Origin of the sequence: Burkholderia sp. AU31624, from assembly GCF_020420065.1 — a bacterium.
In the GTDB taxonomy this organism is placed as follows: domain Bacteria; phylum Pseudomonadota; class Gammaproteobacteria; order Burkholderiales; family Burkholderiaceae; genus Burkholderia.
In genome coordinates this window covers 588,545-612,063 of the sequence record NZ_JAIZRT010000002.1, presented here as the reverse complement: position 1 = coordinate 612,063, position 23,519 = coordinate 588,545, and the positions used below count along the sequence as shown (strand labels likewise).

18 protein-coding genes and 2 pseudogenes are annotated in these 23,519 nt (G+C 58.4%); 7 read left to right on the top strand and 13 right to left on the bottom strand.

The features are described from left to right. Positions 1 to 37 precede the first annotated feature (37 nt). From LGM89_RS08070 to LGM89_RS08055, 4 genes are all read left to right on the top strand, one after another. Positions 38 to 469, top strand: a complete 432-nt coding sequence (locus LGM89_RS08070; RefSeq protein ID WP_089428111.1) for a MarR family winged helix-turn-helix transcriptional regulator — start codon at positions 38 to 40, stop codon at positions 467 to 469. A 64-nt stretch (positions 470 to 533) separates the two neighbouring features. Beyond that, positions 534 to 1,628, top strand: coding sequence for an HlyD family secretion protein (locus LGM89_RS08065; protein WP_226272798.1), 1,095 nt, complete (start codon positions 534 to 536; stop codon positions 1,626 to 1,628). 13 nt (positions 1,629 to 1,641) lie between these two features. Further along, the gene (locus LGM89_RS08060; RefSeq protein WP_226272797.1) at positions 1,642 to 3,216 is read left to right on the top strand and encodes a DHA2 family efflux MFS transporter permease subunit; all 1,575 of its coding nucleotides are present in this window, start codon (positions 1,642 to 1,644) and stop codon (positions 3,214 to 3,216) included. A 19-nt stretch (positions 3,217 to 3,235) separates the two neighbouring features. Then, positions 3,236 to 4,672: an efflux transporter outer membrane subunit gene (locus LGM89_RS08055; protein ID WP_226272796.1), complete on the top strand. Its 1,437-nt coding sequence runs from the start codon at positions 3,236 to 3,238 to the stop codon at positions 4,670 to 4,672. A 50-nt stretch (positions 4,673 to 4,722) separates the two neighbouring features. Here the strand turns inward: LGM89_RS08055 and LGM89_RS08050 are convergent, their stop codons facing one another. The 3 genes and pseudogenes from LGM89_RS08050 to LGM89_RS08040 all read right to left on the bottom strand — a co-directional run bounded on the left by LGM89_RS08050 (position 4,723) and on the right by LGM89_RS08040 (position 5,452). After that, entirely contained in the window at positions 4,723 to 4,905 is a 183-nt protein-coding gene (locus tag LGM89_RS08050) for a hypothetical protein (protein ID WP_089497497.1), read from the bottom strand. Positions 4,906 to 4,911: 6 nt separating this feature from the next. Further along, a pseudogene (locus tag LGM89_RS08045) lies at positions 4,912 to 5,034 on the bottom strand (glutathione S-transferase); the annotation flags it as partial. Positions 5,035 to 5,041: 7 nt separating this feature from the next. Next, positions 5,042 to 5,452, bottom strand: a complete 411-nt coding sequence (locus LGM89_RS08040; RefSeq protein ID WP_089428115.1) for a TIGR02594 family protein — start codon at positions 5,450 to 5,452, stop codon at positions 5,042 to 5,044. Between the two features lie 183 nt (positions 5,453 to 5,635). Between LGM89_RS08040 and LGM89_RS08035 the strand changes: the two genes are divergently transcribed. The 3 genes from LGM89_RS08035 (at position 5,636) to LGM89_RS08025 (ending at position 9,255) form a co-directional block, all read left to right on the top strand. Further along, the gene (locus tag LGM89_RS08035) at positions 5,636 to 6,547 is read left to right on the top strand and encodes a LysR substrate-binding domain-containing protein (protein ID WP_226272795.1); all 912 of its coding nucleotides are present in this window, start codon (positions 5,636 to 5,638) and stop codon (positions 6,545 to 6,547) included. 137 nt (positions 6,548 to 6,684) lie between these two features. Further along, a complete protein-coding gene (locus LGM89_RS08030) occupies positions 6,685 to 8,001 on the top strand; it encodes an MFS transporter (RefSeq protein WP_226272794.1) in 1,317 nt (438 codons plus the stop codon). 12 nt (positions 8,002 to 8,013) lie between these two features. Beyond that, on the top strand, positions 8,014 to 9,255 hold the full coding sequence (locus LGM89_RS08025) for a metal-dependent hydrolase family protein (RefSeq protein ID WP_226272793.1): 1,242 nt from the start codon (positions 8,014 to 8,016) through the stop codon (positions 9,253 to 9,255). 208 nt (positions 9,256 to 9,463) lie between these two features. Here the strand turns inward: LGM89_RS08025 and LGM89_RS08020 are convergent, their stop codons facing one another. The 10 genes and pseudogenes from LGM89_RS08020 to LGM89_RS07975 form a co-directional block, all read right to left on the bottom strand. Beyond that, positions 9,464 to 9,760 carry a hypothetical protein gene (locus tag LGM89_RS08020; protein WP_089429160.1) on the bottom strand — a complete coding sequence of 99 codons (297 nt, stop codon included), beginning with the start codon at positions 9,758 to 9,760 and terminating at the stop codon, positions 9,464 to 9,466. A gap of 680 nt (positions 9,761 to 10,440) precedes the next feature. Next, positions 10,441 to 12,666: a hypothetical protein gene (locus LGM89_RS08015; RefSeq protein WP_226272792.1), complete on the bottom strand. Its 2,226-nt coding sequence runs from the start codon at positions 12,664 to 12,666 to the stop codon at positions 10,441 to 10,443. Positions 12,667 to 12,912: 246 nt separating this feature from the next. Continuing rightward, a pseudogene (locus LGM89_RS08010) lies at positions 12,913 to 13,551 on the bottom strand (transposase); the annotation flags it as partial. Between the two features lie 236 nt (positions 13,552 to 13,787). Then, positions 13,788 to 16,073, bottom strand: coding sequence for a hypothetical protein (locus LGM89_RS08005; RefSeq protein WP_226272791.1), 2,286 nt, complete (start codon positions 16,071 to 16,073; stop codon positions 13,788 to 13,790). A gap of 236 nt (positions 16,074 to 16,309) precedes the next feature. Further along, complete coding sequence (locus LGM89_RS08000; RefSeq protein WP_226272790.1) at positions 16,310 to 18,925, bottom strand: hypothetical protein; 2,616 nt, start codon at positions 18,923 to 18,925, stop codon at positions 16,310 to 16,312. Positions 18,926 to 19,107: 182 nt separating this feature from the next. Continuing rightward, entirely contained in the window at positions 19,108 to 19,632 is a 525-nt protein-coding gene (locus LGM89_RS07995; RefSeq protein WP_226272789.1) for a hypothetical protein, read from the bottom strand. Beyond that, complete coding sequence (locus LGM89_RS07990; protein WP_226272788.1) at positions 19,602 to 19,895, bottom strand: hypothetical protein; 294 nt, start codon at positions 19,893 to 19,895, stop codon at positions 19,602 to 19,604. The genes LGM89_RS07995 and LGM89_RS07990 overlap by 31 nt, the downstream gene beginning before the upstream one ends. A gap of 105 nt (positions 19,896 to 20,000) precedes the next feature. After that, positions 20,001 to 21,863: a methyl-accepting chemotaxis protein gene (locus LGM89_RS07985; protein ID WP_226272787.1), complete on the bottom strand. Its 1,863-nt coding sequence runs from the start codon at positions 21,861 to 21,863 to the stop codon at positions 20,001 to 20,003. Positions 21,864 to 22,032: 169 nt separating this feature from the next. After that, the gene (locus tag LGM89_RS07980; RefSeq protein ID WP_226272786.1) at positions 22,033 to 22,713 is read right to left on the bottom strand and encodes a flagellar motor protein MotB; all 681 of its coding nucleotides are present in this window, start codon (positions 22,711 to 22,713) and stop codon (positions 22,033 to 22,035) included. A 39-nt stretch (positions 22,714 to 22,752) separates the two neighbouring features. Further along, positions 22,753 to 23,517, bottom strand: a complete 765-nt coding sequence (locus LGM89_RS07975; RefSeq protein ID WP_174975841.1) for a flagellar motor protein — start codon at positions 23,515 to 23,517, stop codon at positions 22,753 to 22,755. Positions 23,518 to 23,519: the final 2 nt, after the last annotated feature.

The window sequence follows — 23,519 nt, the reverse complement described above, 5'->3', positions numbered from 1 at the left end:
GCTCGCTTCAGGCCGCATTGCCTCCTAACATGTGTACATGCACAAGATGACGCTCACCGATGACGATTGCTTCGCGGTCCGGCAAGCCGCCCGCCGGATCTCGCAGTTCTACGAGCGTTATCTGTCGCGGGCGGGCGTGACGCCGTCGCAGTACAGCATTCTCGCGCTGCTGCGCGACCGGCCCGGCTTGACGATGGCGACGCTGTCGACCGTGCTGGTGATCGAGCGCACCGCGCTGCTGCGCGCGCTCAAGCCGCTCATCGGCGCGGCGCTGGTGGCCGGCCGGATCGAGCCGCGATGCCGCCGCCAGACGTTCGCGCTGACCGCGCACGGCGAAACGAAGATCGCCGACGCGCACGTGCACTGGCTCGCCGCGCAGGAAGCGTTCGAGCAGCGGTTCGGGTCAGCGCAGGCGGCCCGCCTCAGAGACGAATTGTTCCGGATCACGCACAACCTGCCGGAACGCTAGCCCCTTCCCCGATCGACGACATGCCGTCGATCGACTTGATAAGTGCATATACATAGGTGAATCGATGGATACGACCCAAGCCGCTGCCTCATCCCGCGAAGCAGCCACACTCGACCAGCCCGCGAAGCAACAGCGTCGCGTGCCGTGGATGCGCATCGCGGTGGGTGCCGTCGTCATCGTCGTCGCCGCCGCCGCGCTCGACTGGCTGTTCGTGCTGCGCTTTCAGGAAAGCACCGACGATGCGTATGTCGGCGGCGACGTGACCGTGCTCGCGCCGAAGGTCAACGGCTTCGTCGACAAGATCCTCGTGACCGACAACCAGCGCGTGAAGGCCGGCGACATACTCGTGCAGCTCGATGCGCGCGACTACGACGCGAAGCTCGCGCAGGCCAGCGCCGAAGTCGACAGCGCGCGCTCCGCGGTGACCGAACTCGAGGCGAAGCAGCAACTGCAATTCGCGGTGATCGGCCAGCAGGCGGCCGAGAAGAACGCATCGTCGGCCGAGCTGACGCGTGCCGCGTCGGATCGCGTGCGCTACCGCGAGCTCGTGAAATCCGATGCCGTGTCGAACCAGATCGTCGAACGCGCGGACGCTGACTATTCGAAGGCCGGCGCCGCCGTCGACCGCAGCGACGCCGCGCTGCTCGCGTCGAAGCGGCAACTCGACGTGCTCGGTGCGCAGCTCGCCGATGCGCGGGCCCGCGTGAACACCGCGCTTGCCGCGCAGCGCGTCGCCGCGCTCAACGTCGAATACACGACGATCCGCTCGCCGGTCGACGGCTACGTCGGCAACCGTACGGGCCGCGTCGGGATGCTCGCGAACGTCGGCGTGCCGCTGCTGACGGTCGTGCCGGCATCCGGGCTGTGGATCGACGCGAACTTCAAGGAAGACCAGCTGCGCAAGATGCATGCGGGCGATCGCGTCGACGTGTCGCTCGATGCGTCGAACACGACACTGCACGGCCGCGTCGACAGCCTCGCGCCCGCCACCGGCGCGACCTTCAGCGTGCTGCCGCCCGAGAACGCGACCGGCAACTTCACGAAGATCGTCCAGCGCGTGCCCGTGCGCGTGCACCTCGATCCGCAGCCGGGCCTCGACCACGTGCTGCGCCCCGGGCTCTCCGCGGTCGTGACCGTGCATACCGACCACGCGAACTGAGCGGGAGACGACGATGACCACCGCGTTTTCCGGCGACCCGGCGTCGCAACCCACGAAGCAGCGCGTGTTCGCGTTCGCGCTGATGTGCATCGGCTTCTTCATGGCGACGCTCGACATCCAGATCGTCGCGTCGTCGCTGCGCGACATCGGCGGCGGCCTGTCCGCCAGCCAGGACGAACTGTCGTGGGTGCAGACCGCCTACCTGATCGCCGAGATCATCGTGATCCCGATGTCGGGCTGGCTGTCGAAAGTGATGTCGACGCGCTGGCTGTTCGCCGCATCGGCGGTCGGCTTCACGATCACCAGCATGCTGTGCGGCGTCGCGTGGGACATCAACTCGATGATCCTGTTTCGCGGGCTGCAGGGTGCGCTCGGCGCCGCGATGATCCCGACCGTGTTCACCACCGCGTTCGTGCTGTTCCCCGGCAAGCAGCGGCTGATCGCATCGACGACCATCGGCGCGCTCGCGTCGCTCGCCCCGGCGATCGGCCCCGTGATCGGCGGCTGGATCACCGACCAGTGGTCGTGGCACTGGCTGTTCTACCTGAACCTCGTGCCGGGCATCGCGGTGGCCGCACTCGTGCCGCGCTACGTGCACATCGACGAACCCGACCTCAGCCTCATCAAGCGCGGCGACTATCTCGGCATCGTGCTGATGTCCGGTTTCCTCGGCTGCCTCGAATACGTGCTGGAGGAAGGCCCGCGCAAGAACTGGTTCGGCGACGACGCGATCGTGATCTGCGCGTGGATCTCCGGCATCTGCGGTTTCCTGTTCATCGTGCATGCACTGACCGCGAAGGACCCGATCGTCGACCTGCGCGCGCTCGTCGTGCGCAACTTCGGGATCGGCAGCCTGCTGTCGTTCGTGACGGGCATCGGGATCTTCGTGACCGTGTTCCTCACGCCGCTGTTTCTGGCGCAGGTGCGCGCGTTCAGCTCGCTGCAGATCGGCATCGCGCTGCTGTCGGTCGGCGCGTTCCAGCTGATTGCGCTCTGCGCATATGCGTTCGCCGCGCGCTTTTTCAGCCTGCGTTCGCTGCTTGTGTTCGGGCTGATCTGTTTCGGGCTCGGCTGTTACTTGTACACGCCGATCACGCACGACTGGGGCTGGCGCGAACTGCTGCTGCCGCAGGCGCTGCGCGGCATCGGCCAGCAGTTCAGCGTGCCGCCGATCGTGACGATGGCGCTCGGCTCGCTGCCGCAGTCGCGCCTGAAATCGGCAAGCGGCCTGTTCAACCTGATGCGCAATCTCGGCGGGGCGATCGGCATCGCGGTAAGTGCGACGATGCTCAACGACCGGCTGAACTTTCATTACCTGCGCCTGAACGAGCACGTGAGCGCCGGCCAGCCGCAGATCGCCTCGCTGCTCGATCGGCAGGCCGCGTACTGGACATCCGTGGCCGGCAACACGCTGGACACCGCGCAAGCCGGGCTCGCGAACCTGCATCACCTGATCTATCGCGAGGCGCTCACGCTCACCTATGCCGATGCGTACTACGCGCTGTCGCTGTGCTTCGTCGTCGCGCTGCTCGCGGTCGTCTTCTCCAAACCCATTTCCCTGAACGCGCCGCCGCCGGACGCGCACTGAGGTTGAGGTCATCACTATCATGAAAAAACTTCTCGTCGCCCTCGCCGTCAGCGCACTCGCCGCAGGATGTGCGGTGCAGCCCGCGCAGCATCCGGCGCTTCAGGATTCGGTTCGAACGCTCGCGCCGGAAGCATGGGACACCGATGTGCCGCGTGCGGACATCGACGCCGCCGCGTGGTGGGCGCAATTCCACGATCCCGCGCTCGACCGGCTGATCGCCACCGTGCTCGACGGCAACCTCGATCTGCAGGCAGCAGCCGAACGCGTGAAGCAGGCGCAGGCGCTGACCGTGCAGAAGCGCGCGGTGCTGCTGCCCGAACTCGACGCGACCGCGCATGCGGCCGATGCACGGCAGAACACGCCGCCGCCGCTCGGCTATGTGCGGCAGGCTGGCGCGGGGCTCGCGTTGAGCTGGTCGCCGGATGTGTTTGGCGGTGAACGGCTCGACCTGCTTGCCGCGCAAGCCGAGCTCGTCGGGCAGAAGCATGCGGAGGATGCGATGCGGCTCGCGCTCGCGGCCGATGCGGCTTCCGCGTATGTCGATCTGCGCTGGGCGCAGCAGGAACTGAAGATCCTGCAGGACAACGCGAAGATCCGCCAGCATGCGCTCGAACTCACGCGCAAGCGGCAGGCGTTCGGGCTGTCGACCGAGCTTGACGTCACGCGTGCGCAGAACCAGCTCGATGCACTCGAAGCGCGGATTCCGCCGACGCAGGCGCAGATTACGCATCAGCTCAATCTGATTGCGGTGTATTCGGGGAGGACGCCGGAATCGGTCGATCGGCTCTTGCTGGTACAGGCCGGGGAGATTCCTGCGCCGCCGATTGGTGCACCGGGGACGCTGCCTTCGCAGGCGTTGCTGCGGCGGCCGGATGTGCTGACGGCGTATGCGCAGGTCGAGCGGCGGGCGGCACAAGTCGGCGTGGCGAAGGCCGAGCGGTATCCGAAGTTTTCTTTGAACCTGACGGACGGGATTCTGGCGGCTTCTTATCTCGGGTTGCCGACGTTGACCGATAACCTGTTCAGTGCGGCGTTGAGTGCGACGAGCCCGATTTTCAATGCGGGGCGGATTACGGCCGATATCTCGCAGAGCGAAAGCCGGATGCGCGAGTCGGAACTCGGGTTGCGGCAGACGATGCTGCAGGCGTTGCGGGAAGTCGAGGATGCGCGGGCGAATCTCGTCAGTTCCGATGAGGCAACGCGCAGGCTGGGTAGTGCGCTGGCTGCATCGGACAAGGCGCTTGGGTTGGCGAATCAGCTCTATAAGGGCGGTGCGACGGATTTTCTGGATGTGCTGTCCGCGCAGGAGGTGTATCTGCGGGATTCGGATTCGCTGAATCAGGTCAAGCGTGAACATGCGCTGGCGGCTGTGGCGCTGTATCGGTCGCTTGGGGGTGGGTGGAGCAGGAATGACGCGGCGGGTGGGCCGGAAGTGGAGGCAGTGGCGAAGAACTGAGCGCGATCACGATACGGCGCCGGCCTCCAGGCTTGCCGGCGCCCCGCTCGTCAACCGCACGATCCCAGGCATTTGACCGATGACAACGCGATCAGATAGACCGCCGCCCACGCGATGCCCAGCCCCGCGATGACGGTAACGATACGCGTGACGGGCTTGTGCCAGAACCGGATCGCAACGAACACGCCGGCAGCCAGCAGGAGCACGATGAGGATCGGGCCGAGCACATTCATTGCAAATTACAGCGGCGGCCGTTTCAGCTTGACCCAGCGCTGCACCGACGGCCGTTCCCACTGCGCACGCGCATAGTCGGCGAGACGCTGCGGCACCGGATCGTCGTTCAGCACCAGACGGTTCAGCATGCGGTGATCATGCGGCGTCGGGCCAGCGGTAGCCAATCACCTCGTTCAACGGGTACGCGAGTTCGCGGACTTCTTCCAGCTGGTTGCCGCCGAAGAGATACACCTGTTCGTCGTCGTGACGCAGGTAGAAACCAACATGCCCTTTCCAGCTCGCGGGATCGTCGCGCGTCAGGATCGCGATGCAACCGTAGACTGGCCGTTCCAGCGGCCTCCCCCATTCGAGCCACGAACGCGCAAGCGCCGACCCCGTGCCACGAATGCCGGCGTGCGTCATGCACCAGTTCACGAAGGACGAGCACCAGGAAATCTTGTCGTCGTAGCCAACCAGGTTCGTCTGGTTGTTGTATTCGACGATGCGCGGGTTGATGCTGCCGGGCGGATGGCGGCGGATGCCGAGTTCGGCCATCGCGACAGGCATCCACGGCGGATGGGCGGCGTCCGGTTTGCTCTCAGGGTTGAATAGGGTCACGTCGTTCTCGGGCGAGTGTGTTGTGCGGCCAATCTTCGCATGAATGCGGTGACTGGGGCACCCTGCTTCCTTGTGATTTCCTTTCGATCCGCTCGTATCATATCGGCAGCCTCCTCGACCTCCCAAGCTGCCATGCGCATCACGCCCCTGCCGCCCCTTCAGTGCCTCATCGCGTTCGAAGCCGCCGTGCGGCATGCGAGCTTCACGCGCGCGGCCGCCGAGCTGCACCTGACCCAAAGCGCGATCAGCCGACAGATCCAGCAGCTCGAGGAATTCCTCGGCCGCTCGCTGTTCGTGCGCGAACATCGTTCGCTGCGGCTGACGATCGCCGGCGAGCAATACGCCGCGCAGGTGCACCATCTCCTCACGCAATGCGCGGAAGCCACGCACGATGTGATGAAGCCCTATGGCGATCTCGAACTGACGATCGCATGCTCGTCGGGCGTCGCGCTGCTGTGGCTCACGCCGCGCCTGCCCGAGTTTCGCGCCGCCTATCCGGACATCAAGCTGCGGCTGATCGTGCGCGACGGGCTCGCGTCGATGTCGCCGGCGGAGTTCGACGTGGGCGTCTACTACGTGCGCCAGCAGGCGCCGGCCGAATACACCGCGCGGCGCCTGTTCGACGAGGAAGTGTTTCCGGTCTGCGCGCCCGGCTATCTGGCCGGCCGCACGCTCGACGCAGCCGATCTTGCGAACGAGACGCTACTGCGTCTCGAGGATGGCCAGCGTCAATGGATGTCGTGGTCCGAATGGTTCGACCAGAACGACATCGACCGGCAGAAGGCACGGCCGCAGGACATCACCATCAACTCGTATCCGCAGATCGTGCAGATGACGATTCTCGGCCAGGGCGTGTCGCTCGGCTGGCGCTACATGATCGATGCGTGCATCGAGGCCGGGCTGCTCGTGCGCGTGACCGACGCATCCGCGAGCCACGGTGGCGGCTACTACGTGATCTCGCCCAACGACCGCGCGCAGAACCACGCCGCACGCCTGTTCACACGCTGGCTGTTCGAACAGGCGGAGCGGCAGACGGCGCCCTGACCGATCCATCACGCAATGCATGCGTCCAGCGCATGCGTGCATGCAAATCTTTCGTTTCAAAAAAAAATCGCGCTGTCCTTAGCATGGGGTTCACGCGGGGCAGCCGTCCCGTCTTGATTCCGATAGAGGAAGAGACCATGCAAGGAACGCTTTCCCCGCGCGCCGCGCCTGCCGTCGATGCGGCAGTGCAGCAGCGCCGCCGCGCCATCGTCGCGACCGTGATCGGCAATGGTCTCGAATGGTTCGATTTCACCGTCTACAGCTTCTTCGCGGTCATCATCGCGAAACTGTTCTTTCCGACCGGCAACGAACTGACGTCCGTGCTGCTGACCGTCGCGACGTTCGGCGTCGGCTTCTTCATGCGGCCCGTCGGCGGCATCGTACTCGGCATCTACGCGGACAAGGTCGGGCGCAAGGCCGCGCTGTCGCTCACCATCCTCATGATGGCCGCAGGCACCGCGCTCATCGGGCTCGCGCCGACCTACGAACAGGCCGGTGTCGCCGCGCCGCTGCTGATCGTCGTCGCGCGGCTGCTGCAGGGTTTCTCGGCCGGCGGCGAGATGGGCGGCGCCACCGCGTTCCTCACCGAATACGCGCCGCCGGAGAAGCGCGCGTACTACTCGAGCTGGATCCAGTCGAGCATCGGCTTCGCGGTGCTGCTCGGCGCCGCGACCGGCACCTTCGTCACGACCTCGCTCGACACGCAAGCGCTGCATAGCTGGGGCTGGCGGCTGCCGTTCCTGCTCGGGATCATCGTCGGGCCGGTCGGCTACTACATCCGCAGCCATATCGACGAGACGCCCGCATTCAGCGCCGTCGAAGCGCAGGCAAAAGAAAGCTCGCCGCTGAAGACAGTGCTGTCCACCTACCCGCGCGAGACGTTCGCGAGCTTCTCGATGGTCATTCTGTGGACCGTCTGCACCTACGTGCTGCTCTTCTACATGCCGACGTATTCCGTGCGCACGCTGCATCTGCCGCAATCGACCGGCTTCGCGGCCGGCATGGTCGGCGGGCTGATGATCATGTGCTGCTCGCCGATCGTCGGCCGGCTCGCCGACGTGTGGGGACGGCGCGTGTTCCTGTCCGGATCGGCGCTGGCCATCTTCGTACTCGCGTGGCCGATGTTCGCGTGGATCAACCATGCGCCCGGGTTCACGTCGCTGATCGTGTTCCAGGCCGTGTTCGGCGTGCTGATCGCGACCTACACGGGGCCGATCCTCGCGGCGTTCGCCGAACTGTTCCCGACCAAGGTGCTGTCGACCGGGCTGTCCGTCGCCTACAACTTCGCGGTCACGATCTTCGGCGGCTTCGCGCCGTTCCTGATCACGTGGCTCATCGCCCGCACCGGCAGCAACATGGCGCCTGCTTTCTACGTGACGCTTGCGGCGGCCGTCAGCTTCATCGGGACGCGCTTCGTGAAAGACGCCAAGCGTGGCGCTTCCGTCAATCGATAAGGATCTCTATCCATGACCATTACCGTGCTGCAAGGCGGCAACGTACTCGATCTCGAACGGGGCGTTCTGCTCGAACATCATCATGTCGTGATCGACGGCGAACGGATCGTCGAAGTCACCGATCGGCCGGTGGATTTTCCGAATGCGCAGGTGATCGACGTGCGCGGCAAGACCGTGATGCCGGGGTTCATCGATTGCCATGTGCATGTGCTGGCTTCGAATGCGAATCTCGGTGTGAATGCAACGCAGCCGAATATTCTTGCCGCGATTCGGTCGTTGCCGATTCTCGATGCGATGTTGTCGCGTGGGTTTACCAGCGTGCGGGATGCCGGGGGCGCGGACTGGAGCTTGATGCAGGCGGTCGAAACCGGGCTGGTGTCGGGGCCGCGGATTTTTCCGTCGGGAAAGGCGTTGTCGCAGACCGGCGGACATGGGGACTTTCGGCCTCGCGGGGATTTGCTGGAGCCTTGTTCTTGCTGTTTCAGGACGGGGGCGATCGCTCGGGTGGTGGACGGGGTCGAAGGTGTGCGGCTCGCCGTGCGTGAAGAAATTCAGAAAGGCGCGACGCAGATCAAGATCATGGCGTCAGGTGGCGTCGCTTCGCCGACCGACCCGATTGCGAACACGCAGTATTCGGAGGATGAGATTCGGGCCATCGTGGATGAAGCCGAGGCCGCGAATACTTATGTGATGGCGCATGCGTATACGGGGCGGGCGATTGCTCGGGCGGTGCGATGCGGCGTGCGGACGATCGAGCATGGGAATCTTGTGGATGAGGCTGCGGCGAAGTTGATGCACGAGCATGGCGCGTTTGTGGTGCCTACGCTTGTGACTTATGACGCGCTTGCCAAACACGGCGCGGAGTTCGGGATGCCGCCGGATTCGGTGGCAAAGGTGGCTTCCGTTCAGCAGAAAGGACGCGAATCGCTGGAAATCTATGCGAACGCCGGCGTGAAGATGGGGTTCGGGTCGGATCTGCTCGGGGAAATGCACGCGTTTCAAAGCGGAGAGTTTCGGATTCGGGCGGAGGTGCTGGGGAATCTGGAAGCGCTCAGGTCGGCGACTACCGTGGCGGCGGAGATCGTCAACATGCAAGGGCAGCTTGGGGTGGTTGCCGTGGGGGCGATCGCCGACCTCGTCGTGCTGGATGGGAATCCGCTTGAGGATATCGGAGTCGTGGCCGATGAAGGCGCGCGAGTCGAGTATGTGTTGCAGCGGGGGGCGCTTGTGAAGCGGCAAGCCAGTGGGCGTTGAATTGATGATTTGACGCCATTCGGCTGTTTCGGCAGGCGACGTGTCGCCTCACGGGCCTTGCGGTCGTGACAGTTGTTGAAGGTGGCTGGAGGTGGGAGTCGCGGCGTTTGCGGCAATGGCCGGGGCGGTGTCGCCCCGGCAGTCAGTCGCATTCGGGAAACGCCTGCCTTCCACTCGCTAGGGCCGCATCAAGCGGCCCTTGCAGGCGTTATAGCGTCGACGGTCCACGGTCAAGATCGTGGTACGGCTGCTCTCGCAACGCCAACTGGCTGTAATCCGGCGTGATCGTGATCTGCCGGGTCGCGTAGTTGGCGTCCACGTATACGCGGTCGCCAGGCTTGAATCCGAAGATCTTGAAATCAATGTCGATCGCCTTCATCCACGGCAGATACGGCCAGCCTCGCTTGGGAAGGTCCGGGTAGTTGCGCAGGACCAGCTCAAACGTCTTTTGCATGTTGACCGGTTTGTTCTTTCTACGACGTGGCTTAGTATTGGCGTCAGCCATTTCCGACTCCTGGTGTGAGTTGGTGGTGGTCAGCGGGTCGTATGGGTTGCCGCCCATGCGGCCCGCGCTTCTTTGATGCCTTGGGTTTCCCCTTCTTTCTCCCCCTGCGCTACGTCTTGTTGGGCAAGACGACTTTCGTTCGACCATTGGTGCGAAGGGGACTACGTTCTACTTCCGATGGCGAGAAGCTAGGCTTCAAGACCAGTGTAGTCGGAATGGCATCTCAGAAATGGGGGATTGGGGGGATTGGCCGTTAGGTATAGGAAGCAGGAGTGCCCTCGCCTGATGCCTCAGGTCAGTGACTTGGAGATTTTGTACCCAACGAGTTACCAAGGCCGATCGACGCCGAACCATTTCAATTGCGGGAATATCTCGACCGCAACTCTTCTTAAGTAGTATGGCACATGATCGATAGCGCTCAACGCGAGGATGACGAACGGCCGCTTGCGGCCGTACCTTAAGAACTGGGTTGGAACGTCAATCGTGTATGGTTGCCGCCACCAATACCAATGTCGACAATCGGCCCGGAAGGGACGTTCGCGAAGGTGCAACGGAGGCGCTCCGAGCACATAGGCGGCCATTCGCAAATGCATAGGTGCCATATGGGAACTGCCGCCTAGAGGCAAACAAGCACCATATGCGACCTTGATCCTAGGCGCCAAAGTCAGCTTGCAGCATTCCTAGCCCAGAATGATTGGCCCAGAGGGAAAATCGCCGCGGATTTCTCGAGCTTCAAAATACTTGCCAATTTTAAAATTCTCAGGACTAAATATCGCCCCTGCACTTAATATGAAGACAGGGATTTTAACATTCATTTTTCTTATAAAATCTTCCACCGCCATCAGCTCGCCGGACTTACTTGGTAGAAGCGACGAAAAAACAGCAAAATTATATTTCAATAAACACGCCATTTCCAACAAAGATTGAATCTGACACTCATCAAATCCACCATATGTTTTGCACTCCGCGACACCCAAGCGCATTCCAATCCGCAAAATCAGGTCGATATCTGTTTCCGTATTTTCAAGCCTTCTTATTTCTAAATTCGAAATAAAATCAAAAACTCGATAATTTTGTTGTGCAAAAAAATTTACCGTTAACGCAGTAGCCAACTGTCCTTGGTCGGCTGCTCGAACTATTAATTGATTCAGGCGAAAATAATCGTTCGCCGCAATTCCTTCGTTATGTACCGGAATGGACGTCTCATTTCCACACTCAGGGCAGTAGTTAATTCCCTGAATTGACTCGAGAGGAATCCATATTCTGCTACCACAATGCATACAAGGGAAATTTTTCCCTCTTAAGAAAATTTTTCTATCGTAAAGTTTCTGCAATCTAATAAAAAAATCTGGCTTGTCTTTCTTTTTTATCGATGCTTTACTGGATAACTCCTCTGCGGTATGGGATATTTCCGGAAAAACAAGTGCCCCCGAGCCACGCGCCTGCGAAACCAGTTCCATTATTCGCTCGGTTGCGTCTCCATTGGAGGCTCCCCCTATAATTTTTTGTATAGCCTTTTCAGTCCGCACAGTCGGCGTCATTGACATCAACAATGAAAAGATCGTCTCCGAAGATATCAAATGGACCCCACCCACCCCTCCCATCAAACTTAGCAGCTGCTCCAAAAGTGAGCTTTTATTGGTTTTACTAGCCTCCAGGCATAATGCGCTAAAATGATTATTAATAATATCGCAAAACCCCGGAACATCGAATGAGACAAACAGGTCGCTATGATTGAAACTTAAATCCAAACAATAACAGGCCAACCCAAATCTTGATATTCTGCGAAATTTATGAGCAAAAAGATCTGCAAATGAGGATTTTTCTTCGAATAACTTCCAAGAACTCGCCCTCGCCGGATAAGATAATTCAGTTAATCCGCGAACCTCCATCACGAAAGCACCACCAATTCCGATGTCGGAAAAACTGAGAGCCTGCGGGTGATGGACGGTAAGATGCCGATCCGTCAAAGCAATCACCTGATTATGCTCAAAATTCTTCCATCGATCATTTGCGCCGCTAAAGTAGTACCTATCCAAGCGAAGCAATTTATCCGAAGGAAATATTTCGACAATAGATTCTTGAGAAAAGTCATCAACAAAAACAACCGCCTCAAAATCTACGGCCAAGTCCTTAAGAGATTTCGCGAGCTCCAATGGCACCCATGAAATTTCGCTCCATCCGTGAGTGGCCCTCATATTCCAGAAGTAAGCAATGCCGCTTATATTGTCCGCAGGAGTTACGAATATACACCTCCCTTTATGGAAATATTTTTCCAGATTAAAATCCTTCTCGTATACGCTGCTTCCTTGCCCAGCTGCAGTGCCAAGAAAGCTTGACAAGGTTAAAAAATTCGAATCGCGATCGAAAATCAACTCGTCAATCGATTTGTCATCCGGGACGGGCTCAACAGAAACCGATGAGAAAATGCTGTTTTCCCAGTGAAGATCAGCGGGATCTCTGACGAAGCCGAAGTTAATTGCATTAAACAAACAACGCGGTTCGGTATCGAGGTGATTTGCTGCATAGACCCGCGCTGGCAAAGTTACACCGAATCGTTCAGCAAGCTTGGGGAGATGTGTGAATGACATCAACTGCGTGCCAAATTTGGCAATTTTCCATTGACCGTCGTTCGGCGTGACAGAGACTACATCGAAGTGAGATTTCAATCTTTCATTATCTATTTGCGAAAAATTAAAAATCAAATCGGGATCGTGCCGCGCGATGAATTCCTGAGTTATATCCGACCAAAGTAATTCATCGTCTGGCAGTATTAAATTGAATGCCGCATCAATTTCTCGCGATATTTCTGAGATTATTTTAAACAGAGACTCAAAATCATTTTTGCCAAGAATAAATAACTTTTTTATCGGCCTAATTTTGGTTGTAATGTTTTTGATTTTCACCATTTTTACCTAGATGGCTTATGATTTAATTTAACACCTTCAGAGATTTTCCTGGATTGACTGTAGAAGCACGCCAATCTTTCATCAGTTTTTCGCCCAATTACGGTATCACACGTTGTCGTACGTTGCGTTTTGGTTGCTTGAGATTCAAACCGCCGTCCAAGAGTAAAACTCCGCCCGTCAGATAGTCCGAAGCCACTAGCAAGGCAACCGCCAGAGCAATATCCTCGTGGCTTCCTGCTCGCCGCCGTCGGCCTGAATGCCCAAGGCCAGATAGACGGCCTTGTTGCTGACCACGCCGTCGTCGCGGATCTTGACCCGCAGCGCGTCGAAGAACACGACCGGATACATCGCTTCGAGCGGGCGGCTCTGCCACGTCAGCGCTTCGGCCATCACCTCGTCGGTGACCGAGCTGATGAAGTCGGGCGAGACTTCAGTGCCGTAGTGCTCGGCCAGAAATCCCTGAATCTCGCGCACGCTCATACCGCGTGCGTACATCGCGATGATGCGCTCGTCGAAGCCGGTGAAACGGCGCTCATGCTTGGGGATCAGGATAGGCTCGCAGCTGCCGTCGCGATCACGGGGCACCTCGACTCGGACCGGGCCGCGATCGGTAATGACCGTCTTGCCGCTGGCGCCGTTGCGCTCGTTGCCCTGACCGGGCGGCTTAGGCTGGCCCGGTGGGTAGCCCAGATGCAGATTCATCTCGGCGCCCATCGCACGCTCGATGACCGCCTTGTTGAATGCCAGCATCAGATCCTGCACCTCGGCCGGCGACATCGGCCCCTTGACCAACTGGTCCAGCAGTTCCTTGGGCAGTTCAGGCAGCGGCCCTCGGGCCGCTGCCTGACGCGCTACAGTTTGTCTCTTTTTCTTCATCGGCATATCCATGGCCTTTACACCTCATGATATGCCTCGCCCACGAAATCACGGATAGGTCCTGCCGTGTCGGCGACGGGCTCGGCCTTTGTGCCCGCCATGTGCACTGCACGTTCATGCCCCCAGCAGTCCAGACAGTTGACAAAGATGAGCATCACCTCGTTCCACAGCCTCACGCGGCCACGGTGCTATAGATCCGTGGCTCACAGTCGTCATTTGTGTAGACACGCACCTCTTCTCGATCAAGACAGCAGGGGATGATGGAATCGATAGGTTCTACCACGCTCGTTCAACACGCTCAAACGATGTAGGGCATCAGAATCACCAAGTCCGGATCGTCTCAGTGCGGTGTATAGCAGATAGAACTCCGTTTCGAGATCGCCCGCAAATATCCCAGGATCATCGGACCCAAGGCAAACCATGATCTCAGGGTCGCCCACTTCGACGTAGCCCGGAACCCGCATCCAACGCAATGAATGATGTTCACCCACATGATGGTACTGACTAATCCGAACGTTACTGGACGGTAGCGTCTCGATAAGTACCCTTCGATCAGCTACTTGTTGCATCAGTGCCTGCTGTAGCCTAAGGTAACTCGATGCATCCACGAAGCAGGTCTCCCTTTCGACTAATTCGTGCGAACGCTCCAGCACATCCTCGTCACTCAACCACCTCCACAGCAGAGCCATATCCTGCGGTTGATCTCTGTACGCAGCGTCAACCAGCAAGGTCTCTTCGCGCCAAATCTCGCTCAATGACTCACTTAGAGAAGTCACGTCATCAGTCTGATATCGCATCACATCCCGACGACTTAGCCCTCGAAGCGCCATTACTCGCTCTACATCACGAGCTGTTAGCGAGCACCGAAATATTTGAGAGGCGACATCTTCCAACTCGCTCTTCAACCGATGGGCACACTCATGTGAGTCAGGGATTTCTCGCAACAGTTGCCATGCTGATAAAACGCTAAGCATCCACTCTCCGCGAGCCAAACTGACTGTCCCAGGCATGCGCTCAACCCACAGGCGTGGATTGATCCCCATAGCCGTACCATGCCCAATACGGTCACCGTCCCGTAAATCAAGCAAAGTCAGAGCCTCCCACATCGTTGCAACTCCGGACAACAAGTGGCGAAAGTCTTCACCCGCATGGTATGTACGTCGAGTCAGACCAGCCCGTCTACAGACTCGGAACGCAGGCGCGAAAACATCGGGAGGAGCGTGTAATTCGTTCGCAGCGGCATCAACGCCTCGCACCCAGTTCTGAAGTCGAGGCCATTGTGCTAAGCACGAGAGCAGCACTCCCACCGTGCGGCGCAGTTGACGATCTAGCGAGTAGTGCCGATATGGGCCAGCCTTTTGCTTCGGCAGTGGTGACCACGGTTGCTTAATAAAATGTGCCACGAGTGTGAGGCGATGAATACTTCGGTGCTCTGCAGTCGGCTGCTCGAAATGTCGTGACAGTTCGGCCAATACCCCTGACAGGGTGCACGGAAGCCGACCATACTGGAATCCGGAAGCAGGAGCGCTCTGAAGATACTCCAGATAACCGCCTAAGATAGCTTTAAAAAGACCATAAGCTTTTCGGAGATTATCTTTTGGCGCGAAGCGCCCTTCGAGGTATCCAACGGTACTAATCGCGGGCCTAAAACCGTGCATGGCTTGAAAGCGCATGCGATAGTCGTGCTCCGCCGGATCGCGGAGCTCAGTTAAAGTGAACTTCTGAAATTGATCAAAGCCATACTGCGCCTCGCTCTGCACAAGCAGTCGATAGTGTTCATTCAACAACAGCAGATACGTGTGAAACATTCGCGTGAGCTGAACGCTTGGGCGCTCTCGGAGCTTAGCAACGAGACGGGCCATCCACGAAATCTCAACGCCTACATCATGCTTCTGCTGCCATACGAGCGCCACATCCGTCAGACCCGCAGACCATTCATCGTTATCCGCACTACATAGGTACTCGCACGACACGGGAAACTGTGCATTGGGTACGATTCGACCATCGGCAGCACCAATTAACCAAGTACGAAGACGCCCAGCCGCACGCAGGTGCCGATAGAGAACCGGCGGTGTCAAATCGGGATTTACTTGCCCGACAAGTTCCCGGAGATGCTTTGCATGTTTGCCCCGGGTCCATCCATCAACAAATGCTCGAACCTCCGTATACGGATCATGAATCGCTCGTAACCAGCAAACTTCCGCATGAGTACTACCATTTAAATGCAAATGCGTCTCATGCAAACCTTCCCTTTCGACATAATCAGCAATCGCAGCCTCTTCCGATCGAAGTAGTGGCACCGTCTGGCGCCACCATGGCGCAAGATTTTGATCATGAGAGGCTGACTGAAAATTGTACGCATTAGCAGAAGAATACCGCCCTATTTCGAAGAATACGTCTGCTGCTGCTTGAATTGGTATTGAGGAAATCCGACTGGCCAGACCTTGTTGCCATGCACCCAAAAGATCATGACGAACCCGAGTTTCGCCATGCCGTCGCTCCAGAAATTCATCAATCAGTGATTGCATCGTGCCAAGCAATACTCCCGGCCTTGGCTGCCGGAGGGCTAAATATCTCCAGGCAGAGTCGAACACATGATCTGGAAAACGCGCAGCCCAAGGCTGAAAAGCAAGATAGGTCGACTCTCGTAACTCAGACCATTCAAGAGGTCGTACGAACGGGGCTTCCCAAGAAATTCTCAGGATACGATTATCAGACAAAAGTAGGGCCGAGATAAATGACCCGATTGAAGCGGCCTGTGCGCTCATTCTTTTAAGGCCTCGCCAGCATCACCAGAGGCAGCAGCTGCCGACTTAACGGGTCTCGCTCTGGTTCTCGACTCCCCTGCAACTGACACTTTCTTCATAAGATCCGTAAGTGCCTTTGGACGCAAAAGTGCCTTGATTGCATCTGCCTCGGTCCCATCAGGGAACAAATTTTTCAGAGAGTTCTCATATCCTTGGTTCTCATCAAGTAGCCCTAGGATCAGGGGACACGTTGTGATGATCGAGGTCAATGGAAAATTACTACGCGTCAGCGACATCGCCTGAAGCTTCTTAGCAAATGTGGACGCTGAAGTTCGAGGATTGCTTCTATCAATACGCTCACAGGATTCGGCCCCAGAGGTAACAGGCATATGATGTTCAGCCTCCTCGACCAGAAACGCATTGATTATGCAAAGCGCATAAATCTCCATTACATCGCCAAAACCAGTCCGTGGCTTCAGGTCATCAGCGGCTTTCTGCAAACTGAAAAATAGTCGCGTCCAAACCTTGCCAAGAAAGACAGCCGACGGTGCAATTTCCTCAGCCAGCTTCTGTGCAGCCTCCCACCATTTCTTGATCTCATTCCAAAGATTTTCTTGCTTTACCGCCTCATCCCCAGACGTTTCTTCCTGATCCCCTCCATCATCTAAACCTTCCGCACCACCAAATGACGACCAGCTCGGCGCGGAAACTGTTAGCGAAGGATACGCGCGATCGAAAATAACTCGAGCATCTTTTGTCGAATTTGCAGACAGCAGTTTTTCAACTACCCCCAAAAGCATAAAAATAGATCCGTATGTGCGAGTTCCACTTGCACTTGCCACATCGACCATACCGAGTGCAAAAACTGGCAGACACTTGATTCCCCTATGCCCGATGGCACGCTGGATTACGGTACGAGCCGTGTGCTCCGATTTGCGCCCTTTCCGATTTAGCCCAACAACACCAGGAAGTACGACTCGAGCCTTGGGGTTGGTACCATAAGGAAACGAGATAACGGCAGACGCCCGCCGTGCCCAATCAAGACTGTCCTCTCTTCGGCCAATTCCTATATATGACTTGAATTGATTGACAAGATCTATTGATGAAAGCAAATCCTTCGCACCTGGTTGAGCGCGAACCAGAGAATAGAGCGAGACACTGCCAGGTCCTCGCAGAAGGTAACGAAGCGCAGTCCCGGGATTCTTCGCACATAGATTGGGCACCTCAGCGGCAAGCGCAGCAAAGCAGGATTTGATATCACGTTCCGCCGACATCGGCCGAAGATACAATGCAGTGTCAATATCCCCATCTAACAAAGAGAGGTCGAAAACAGCTTGCAGTAAAGCCGGCAACTCTCCCGCAGCAATAGCGTCAGTATCGATCGAAAACTTATAAAGACTGGTTAATGCCAAACCCTGCAGGGCACGGCTAAGCGCAACAGTCAAATCAGACGACCAAGTTGCGGCCCCCGATTTCGCACCCAAGTATGGCGCGCAACTCGCCATAACCTGCAACGTTGAGCGTAATGGCTGTTTTAGCAGAAACTCCACATATACATCGATATCAGAACCTGTTTTAACACGTAAACCGCGCAAAACAATCTCACGAACAACTTCCTTGACAGCACGATCCCCGCCCCAACCCATATGCGTCACCGCGTATTCCGCATCAGCTATGACGCTCCACAGCGGCTGTAATTGCGTACGCCGGCGAATCGGAAACAATTTTAGCAAGTACTGTTCTTCTAGATGATCAATCATGCGCAAGTATTGCCCCGATCGATCTCCTTCTTTTGATCTACGCTGTAGCTCGAGAGCCGCCTCGGGTTTTCCAACGACAGTCGCAGCGAAGTGCTGGCGAACGAGTAACGAATAGAGCTCCAGATCACCGGTCACTAATACCATCACTAGCGGAGTATCCAAATATTTTCTAATGCACTCTAATAGATTAATCGCATGCGAAGAATCCGTATCAGCATCATCGAAAGCCAGCATAAGCGCACGAACCCCAAGAATACGGCAGGCAGTCGTAAACAGCCGGTGTAGCTTAGTCCTCAAATTGGCACTATCATTTGCGCGCTCCAGCCCCCAGTCAAGAAACAGATCGGGATCAAGATCGTTAAGTGGATGATAATCCTTCACAAAGAGACTTAACCCACCCGCGACACCCTTAAAGGCTCTTCGCCAGTCCTCACGAAGCCATTCATCTTCAGTCCGTCGACTCTCTTTGAGCGCGTTTTCGACACACTTCCGAAGGTGCTGTAGAATTACGAGTAATATAATTCCACTACGCTCAATTCGACTTGGATCAATCGAAGCAATAAAAGCCATTCGACTCTTCACATCGGGATCAGTTTCGAGAGCAAATTTCACCGAACTTAGAAATGTCGATTTCCCCGCTCCTCGAGTTCCATCTAAGAACTGGGTCCAACCACTACCCATCGGATATTCATTCTGTGGATTAAATCCCGCGATCTCTAGCGATTCCAGATGGCTGATAATCTGTTGTCGGAGATGATCGTAGCGCTTGCGTTGGACGAGTTGATCTACCGACCGAGGTTCAGCGCTGTCTTTCTGGTCCAAATTAATAAGTACGCGAGAAGATTTCGCCACATTCGGCGTCAATTGATTCAAGTGAAGGTCTCCTACAGTTGATCTTTTCGTTACACAACACTCTCACGGCATACGCCATGAACTTTCTATCTTAGCGCTGCGCTTACCCCTGCATCGGGAGGCAATACCATTAAGCAGGGGCATCAATTTCTGATAATTTACATGATCTCATGTATCGCTCGCAGAATTTCCTAAAAAACCAGCTACTGAACGACTGAATCAGCGATGGATTGTGCCTCAAGCCTAAGTCGCAAATAGTGCTTCTGATCAGGCAAGTGCTTCGCGAAGCAGTCTTGCCTCTGCTCCTCATCCACCCGCCCCACCCCACAAGCCACAATCCCCGGCACCTTCGCTTCCCGCCAAAGGACATAAACCCGCTCTCCTTGCTCGACGAAGACCGCCAACGTATTCGGCCCGTCCGGCACCCCATCCTGGCTTTCCCCGAGTAGCAACGCCTTCACCACCGCATCAGCCGGTTTCCGCTTCACTGGCAACTCGGCAAACCGAAACGCCGCTGCGTCATCGGCGAACACATCCGTATAAAAAGTCTCGTTATCGAAGATAACGGCAACATCATCCGTGGACTTGACCCCCGCATCCGCCCTCTTCGCCCAAGCCTTCAATAGCGGAACTATCGTAACCAGAAGACTCATCTTTCCGTCATCAGACTTCAAGAGCAGCCCATCCGGCCCAGGCGTCATCCCATCATCGGGCACGACACTTTGCACGTTACTCTCCGCCTTCCCGGAAACCCTTTCGCCTTAACCGCTCCAACAAGCTTAACCAACCGCGCATTCACCTCGGCCGTATATTTCTTGTCTTGATCTGCCTGATCTTCCATTCTAGCCGCGCCAACCTCCGCCGCAACCTTCTCCCGATAAGCGAGATAAGAATACGTCGGCGACCCAACAACCTTCGCCCCCACCGCAGCCGCCACCGCGACGAGCACCACCGCCCCCACCCCACTCTTCCACTTGGAAATGCGTTTCATTTTTATAAGCGTTACCGAATCCCGCGCCGACATGCAAAAACGGCTGCCGTGAATCCACGGCAGCCGTCCCTCAGAAACGCCTTATTCTAAATCGCGAATCAGACTTTACTCATCCACCTTGAAAGCCGACACCAATCGAGTCAATTCCGCCGCCTGCTGCTTCAAGCTCGCCGCAGCCGCCGCGCTTTCTTCCACCAGCGCCGCATTCTGCTGCGTCATCTGATCGAGCGACTGCACCGCGTCCCCGATCTGATCAATCCCGGCGCTCTGCTCCAGGCTCGCCTCGGCGATCTCGCTCATCATCGCGCTCACGCCTTGAACCTGCGACACCACATCGCGCATCACCTTCCCCGCCTCACTCACCAGCCGCGACCCGGTATTCACCGTCCCCGCGCTATGCTCGATCAGCGTCTTGATCTCTTTCGCCGCTTGCGCACTGCGTTGCGCCAGATTCCGCACCTCAGAAGCCACCACCGCAAACCCGCGCCCCTGCTCCCCGGCCCGTGCCGCTTCCACTGCCGCATTCAGCGCAAGAATGTTCGTCTGAAACGAAATACTGTCGATCATCACGATGATCTCGGAGATCCGCTGCGACGCGTCGCTGATCTCCTGCATCGTGGTCACGACCTCACCCACCACCTGCCCACCACGCGCCGCCGTATCGGCAGCACCGTTGATCATCTTCGCGGCCGTGGTCGCCGTTTCGGTGTTGTTCCGCACCACGGCCGTGATCTCTTCCATCGAAGAAGCCGTGCGCTCCAGGTTGCTCGACTGTCCTTCGGTGCGTTCACTGAGGTCCGCATTCCCGGTAGCAATCTGCGCCGACCCGGTCGCAATCGACGAAGAAGCCGCGCGAATGCTGTGCACCAGCGTCGACAGCGACGACACGAACCGGTTGAACGCATCCGACAACTGCCCGATCTCGTCCTGGCTCTCGACCGTCATCCGACGCGTAAGGTCACCCTGCCCGCTGGCGATTTCCGACAGCAGCGTCGCCGCGCGACGAATCGGCGCGGCAATCGCACGCCCCACCAGCCAGATCACGAGCAGTGCGACACCCAGCCCCACCACCGCCGCAACCAGCGCAGCGCTACGAATCGCACGCGTCACCGGCCCGAGCAGTTCCGCCTGCGGCACCTCGACGACCACATACGCATTCAACTCCGGAATGAACGACGTCGCGATGAAACGCGCGCCGCCATCACCGTTGTAGCTCAGGTACGCATACGGATGACCAGCCAACAGCGTCGCCGACGCATCACCCGGCAACCCCTGCTGATCCTTCATGAAATGCTTCCCATCGATCAGCGCCGTATCGCGATGCATCATGATCGCGCCATCGGGACGCACGAGATACGCGAACCCGGTCTCGCCGATCCGGTAAGCAGCAATACCCTTCGCGAGCGCATCGACGGACAGGCTCATACAGGCCGCACCAATCGGCACACCATCAAGCTCGACACGGCTGTTGATGAACATCATGTAACCGCCGACCGTCACCTCGCGGTCCATGTTCACGTCGAACGCCTTCCCGGACGACAGGAAGCCGGTCAACCACTGATCCTTGTCGGTCACCTTCCGCTGCAGGCCGGATTCGTTGTAGTAGTTGCCGCTCTTCACGGACACCCACTGCACCGACGCCGCCTTCTGTTCGTCCTTCACGTTCTTCGCGAGCTGGATCCAGTTGCGCGTGCCGGCGTCGGGTTCGCCGTCGGCTTCCCATTGCAGCAGGAACGCATCGCGCGCGAGAATCCGCGACGCGGCGATCGGCCCGGCCATCTGTCGCTGCACGTCGGCGCGGATGCCGTTCACGGCCGTCGGCAGCTCTTCGCGCACGACGCGATCGCGCACCGCGTTGCCGATCAGGCGGATGCTGAGTCCGCTCGAGATCGCGACGAACACGAGCAGGCAACTCGTCATGCTGAGAATCAGCTTGTTCTGTATGGAAAGCTTGCGCCAGAAATGCATGGGGAACCCTCGATAACCGCTCGGTCTGAGCCAGTTTGGGTTATCGGCATGCACGCGCAGAACCGCATCGCTGATTTCACATGTTTATCATGCGAGATTCGTTATGTTGTTGTCAGGCGGACATATGCGGCCGCTTATAGATGCGCGAACAACGAAAATTCAGCGCGAATCAGTATGCAACGAAGATCGTGACACGCCGGTTGCGCGCCCGCGCGGCGGCATCGTCGCCCGCGACGAGCGGCTGCGTATCGGCCCGCCCGATCGCCGCGAGCCGGTGCGGGGCGACGCCGCGCTCGGTCAGGTAGCGCACGACACTCCCTGCGCGCGCCGACGACAGTTCCCAGTTCGATTCGTATTTCGCGTTCGCGATCGGCACGCTGTCGGTATGCCCTTCGACGAGAATGTCGCCGGTCGCGTGATCGCTCAGTGCCTGCGCGATTTGATTCAGCACGGGCGACGAATCGGGCAGCAGGCGCGCATCGCCGATATTGAACAGGATCTTCGCGTCGATGCCGATCTCGACGCCATGCGGCGCTTTCACGAGCGAGATTCGGCCGTTCGACTTCAACGATTCGAGCAACGCGAGCCAGGGCGGCGAGTGCTCAGGCGTCACGGCAGCGGTAGCAGCAGTTGATGCACTCGCCGCGATTTCCGCATGCCGCGCGAGCGTCTGGTACCGCGCATCGAGCGCGTTGTATTTCGCGAGCTGGAGCACGTACAACGCGAGAAACAGCACCATCAGCGTCGTGATGAGATCCGCGTACGAAATCAGCCAGCGGCCGGATTGCGCGCCTTCGAGTTCGTCGTCGTCGCGATCGGCGGCGGATGCGCCGTCAGTTCGAGCAGTCATGCGATTGGCATTCCGGGTTCGTCGTACGGCACACGCGCATCACGCGAGCGATTCGACCGCGCGACCGCGCACGTCGCCGGTCAGGCGCGTCTCGATCGTATGCGGCGATTCCTTGCGCGATATCGCGAGCAAGCCGTCGAGATACAGCTTGCGAAACCGCAGCTCGCTGTCGATCTGCGCGCGCAGCTTGCCGTAAAGCGGCAGGAACACGAGGTTCGCGAACGCCAGCCCGTACAGCGTCGCGATGAACGCGACCGCGATGCCCGGCCCGAGCTGTGCCGGTTCGAGAATATGGCTCGTCACCTGCACGAGCCCGAGCACCGACCCGAGAATGCCGAACGTCGGCGCATACCCGCCAGCCTGCTGCCACACGCGTGCGGCAGCAAGGCGGCTGCGTTCGTAGGCATCGAGTTCGCGCTGCAACGCGTCTTCGAGCACGGCAGTCGATACGCCGTTCGCCAGCAGTTCGAGCCCGCGGCGCGCGAACGGATGGATGCCGCTCACGTCCATCGATTCGAACGCGAGCAGCCCGTCGAGCTTCGCGCGGTCGCCCCATTCGAGCAGGTCGGACAGGTTCTTGCGATCGACCTCGCGTGCCCGCACGAACGCGAGCCGCAGCTGCTTCACCGCATCGAAGAAGCGCGCCCAGGTGTTCTGGATCATCACCGCGCCGAGCGTGCCGCCGAGCACGATCACGAGCGCCTCGAACTGGAACAGCATCGAGAAATGCCCGCCTTCCAGCGCGAAACCGAACACGATCGCCGCGCCGCCCAACAGCACACCGGCCAGGGTCAACAGATCCATGC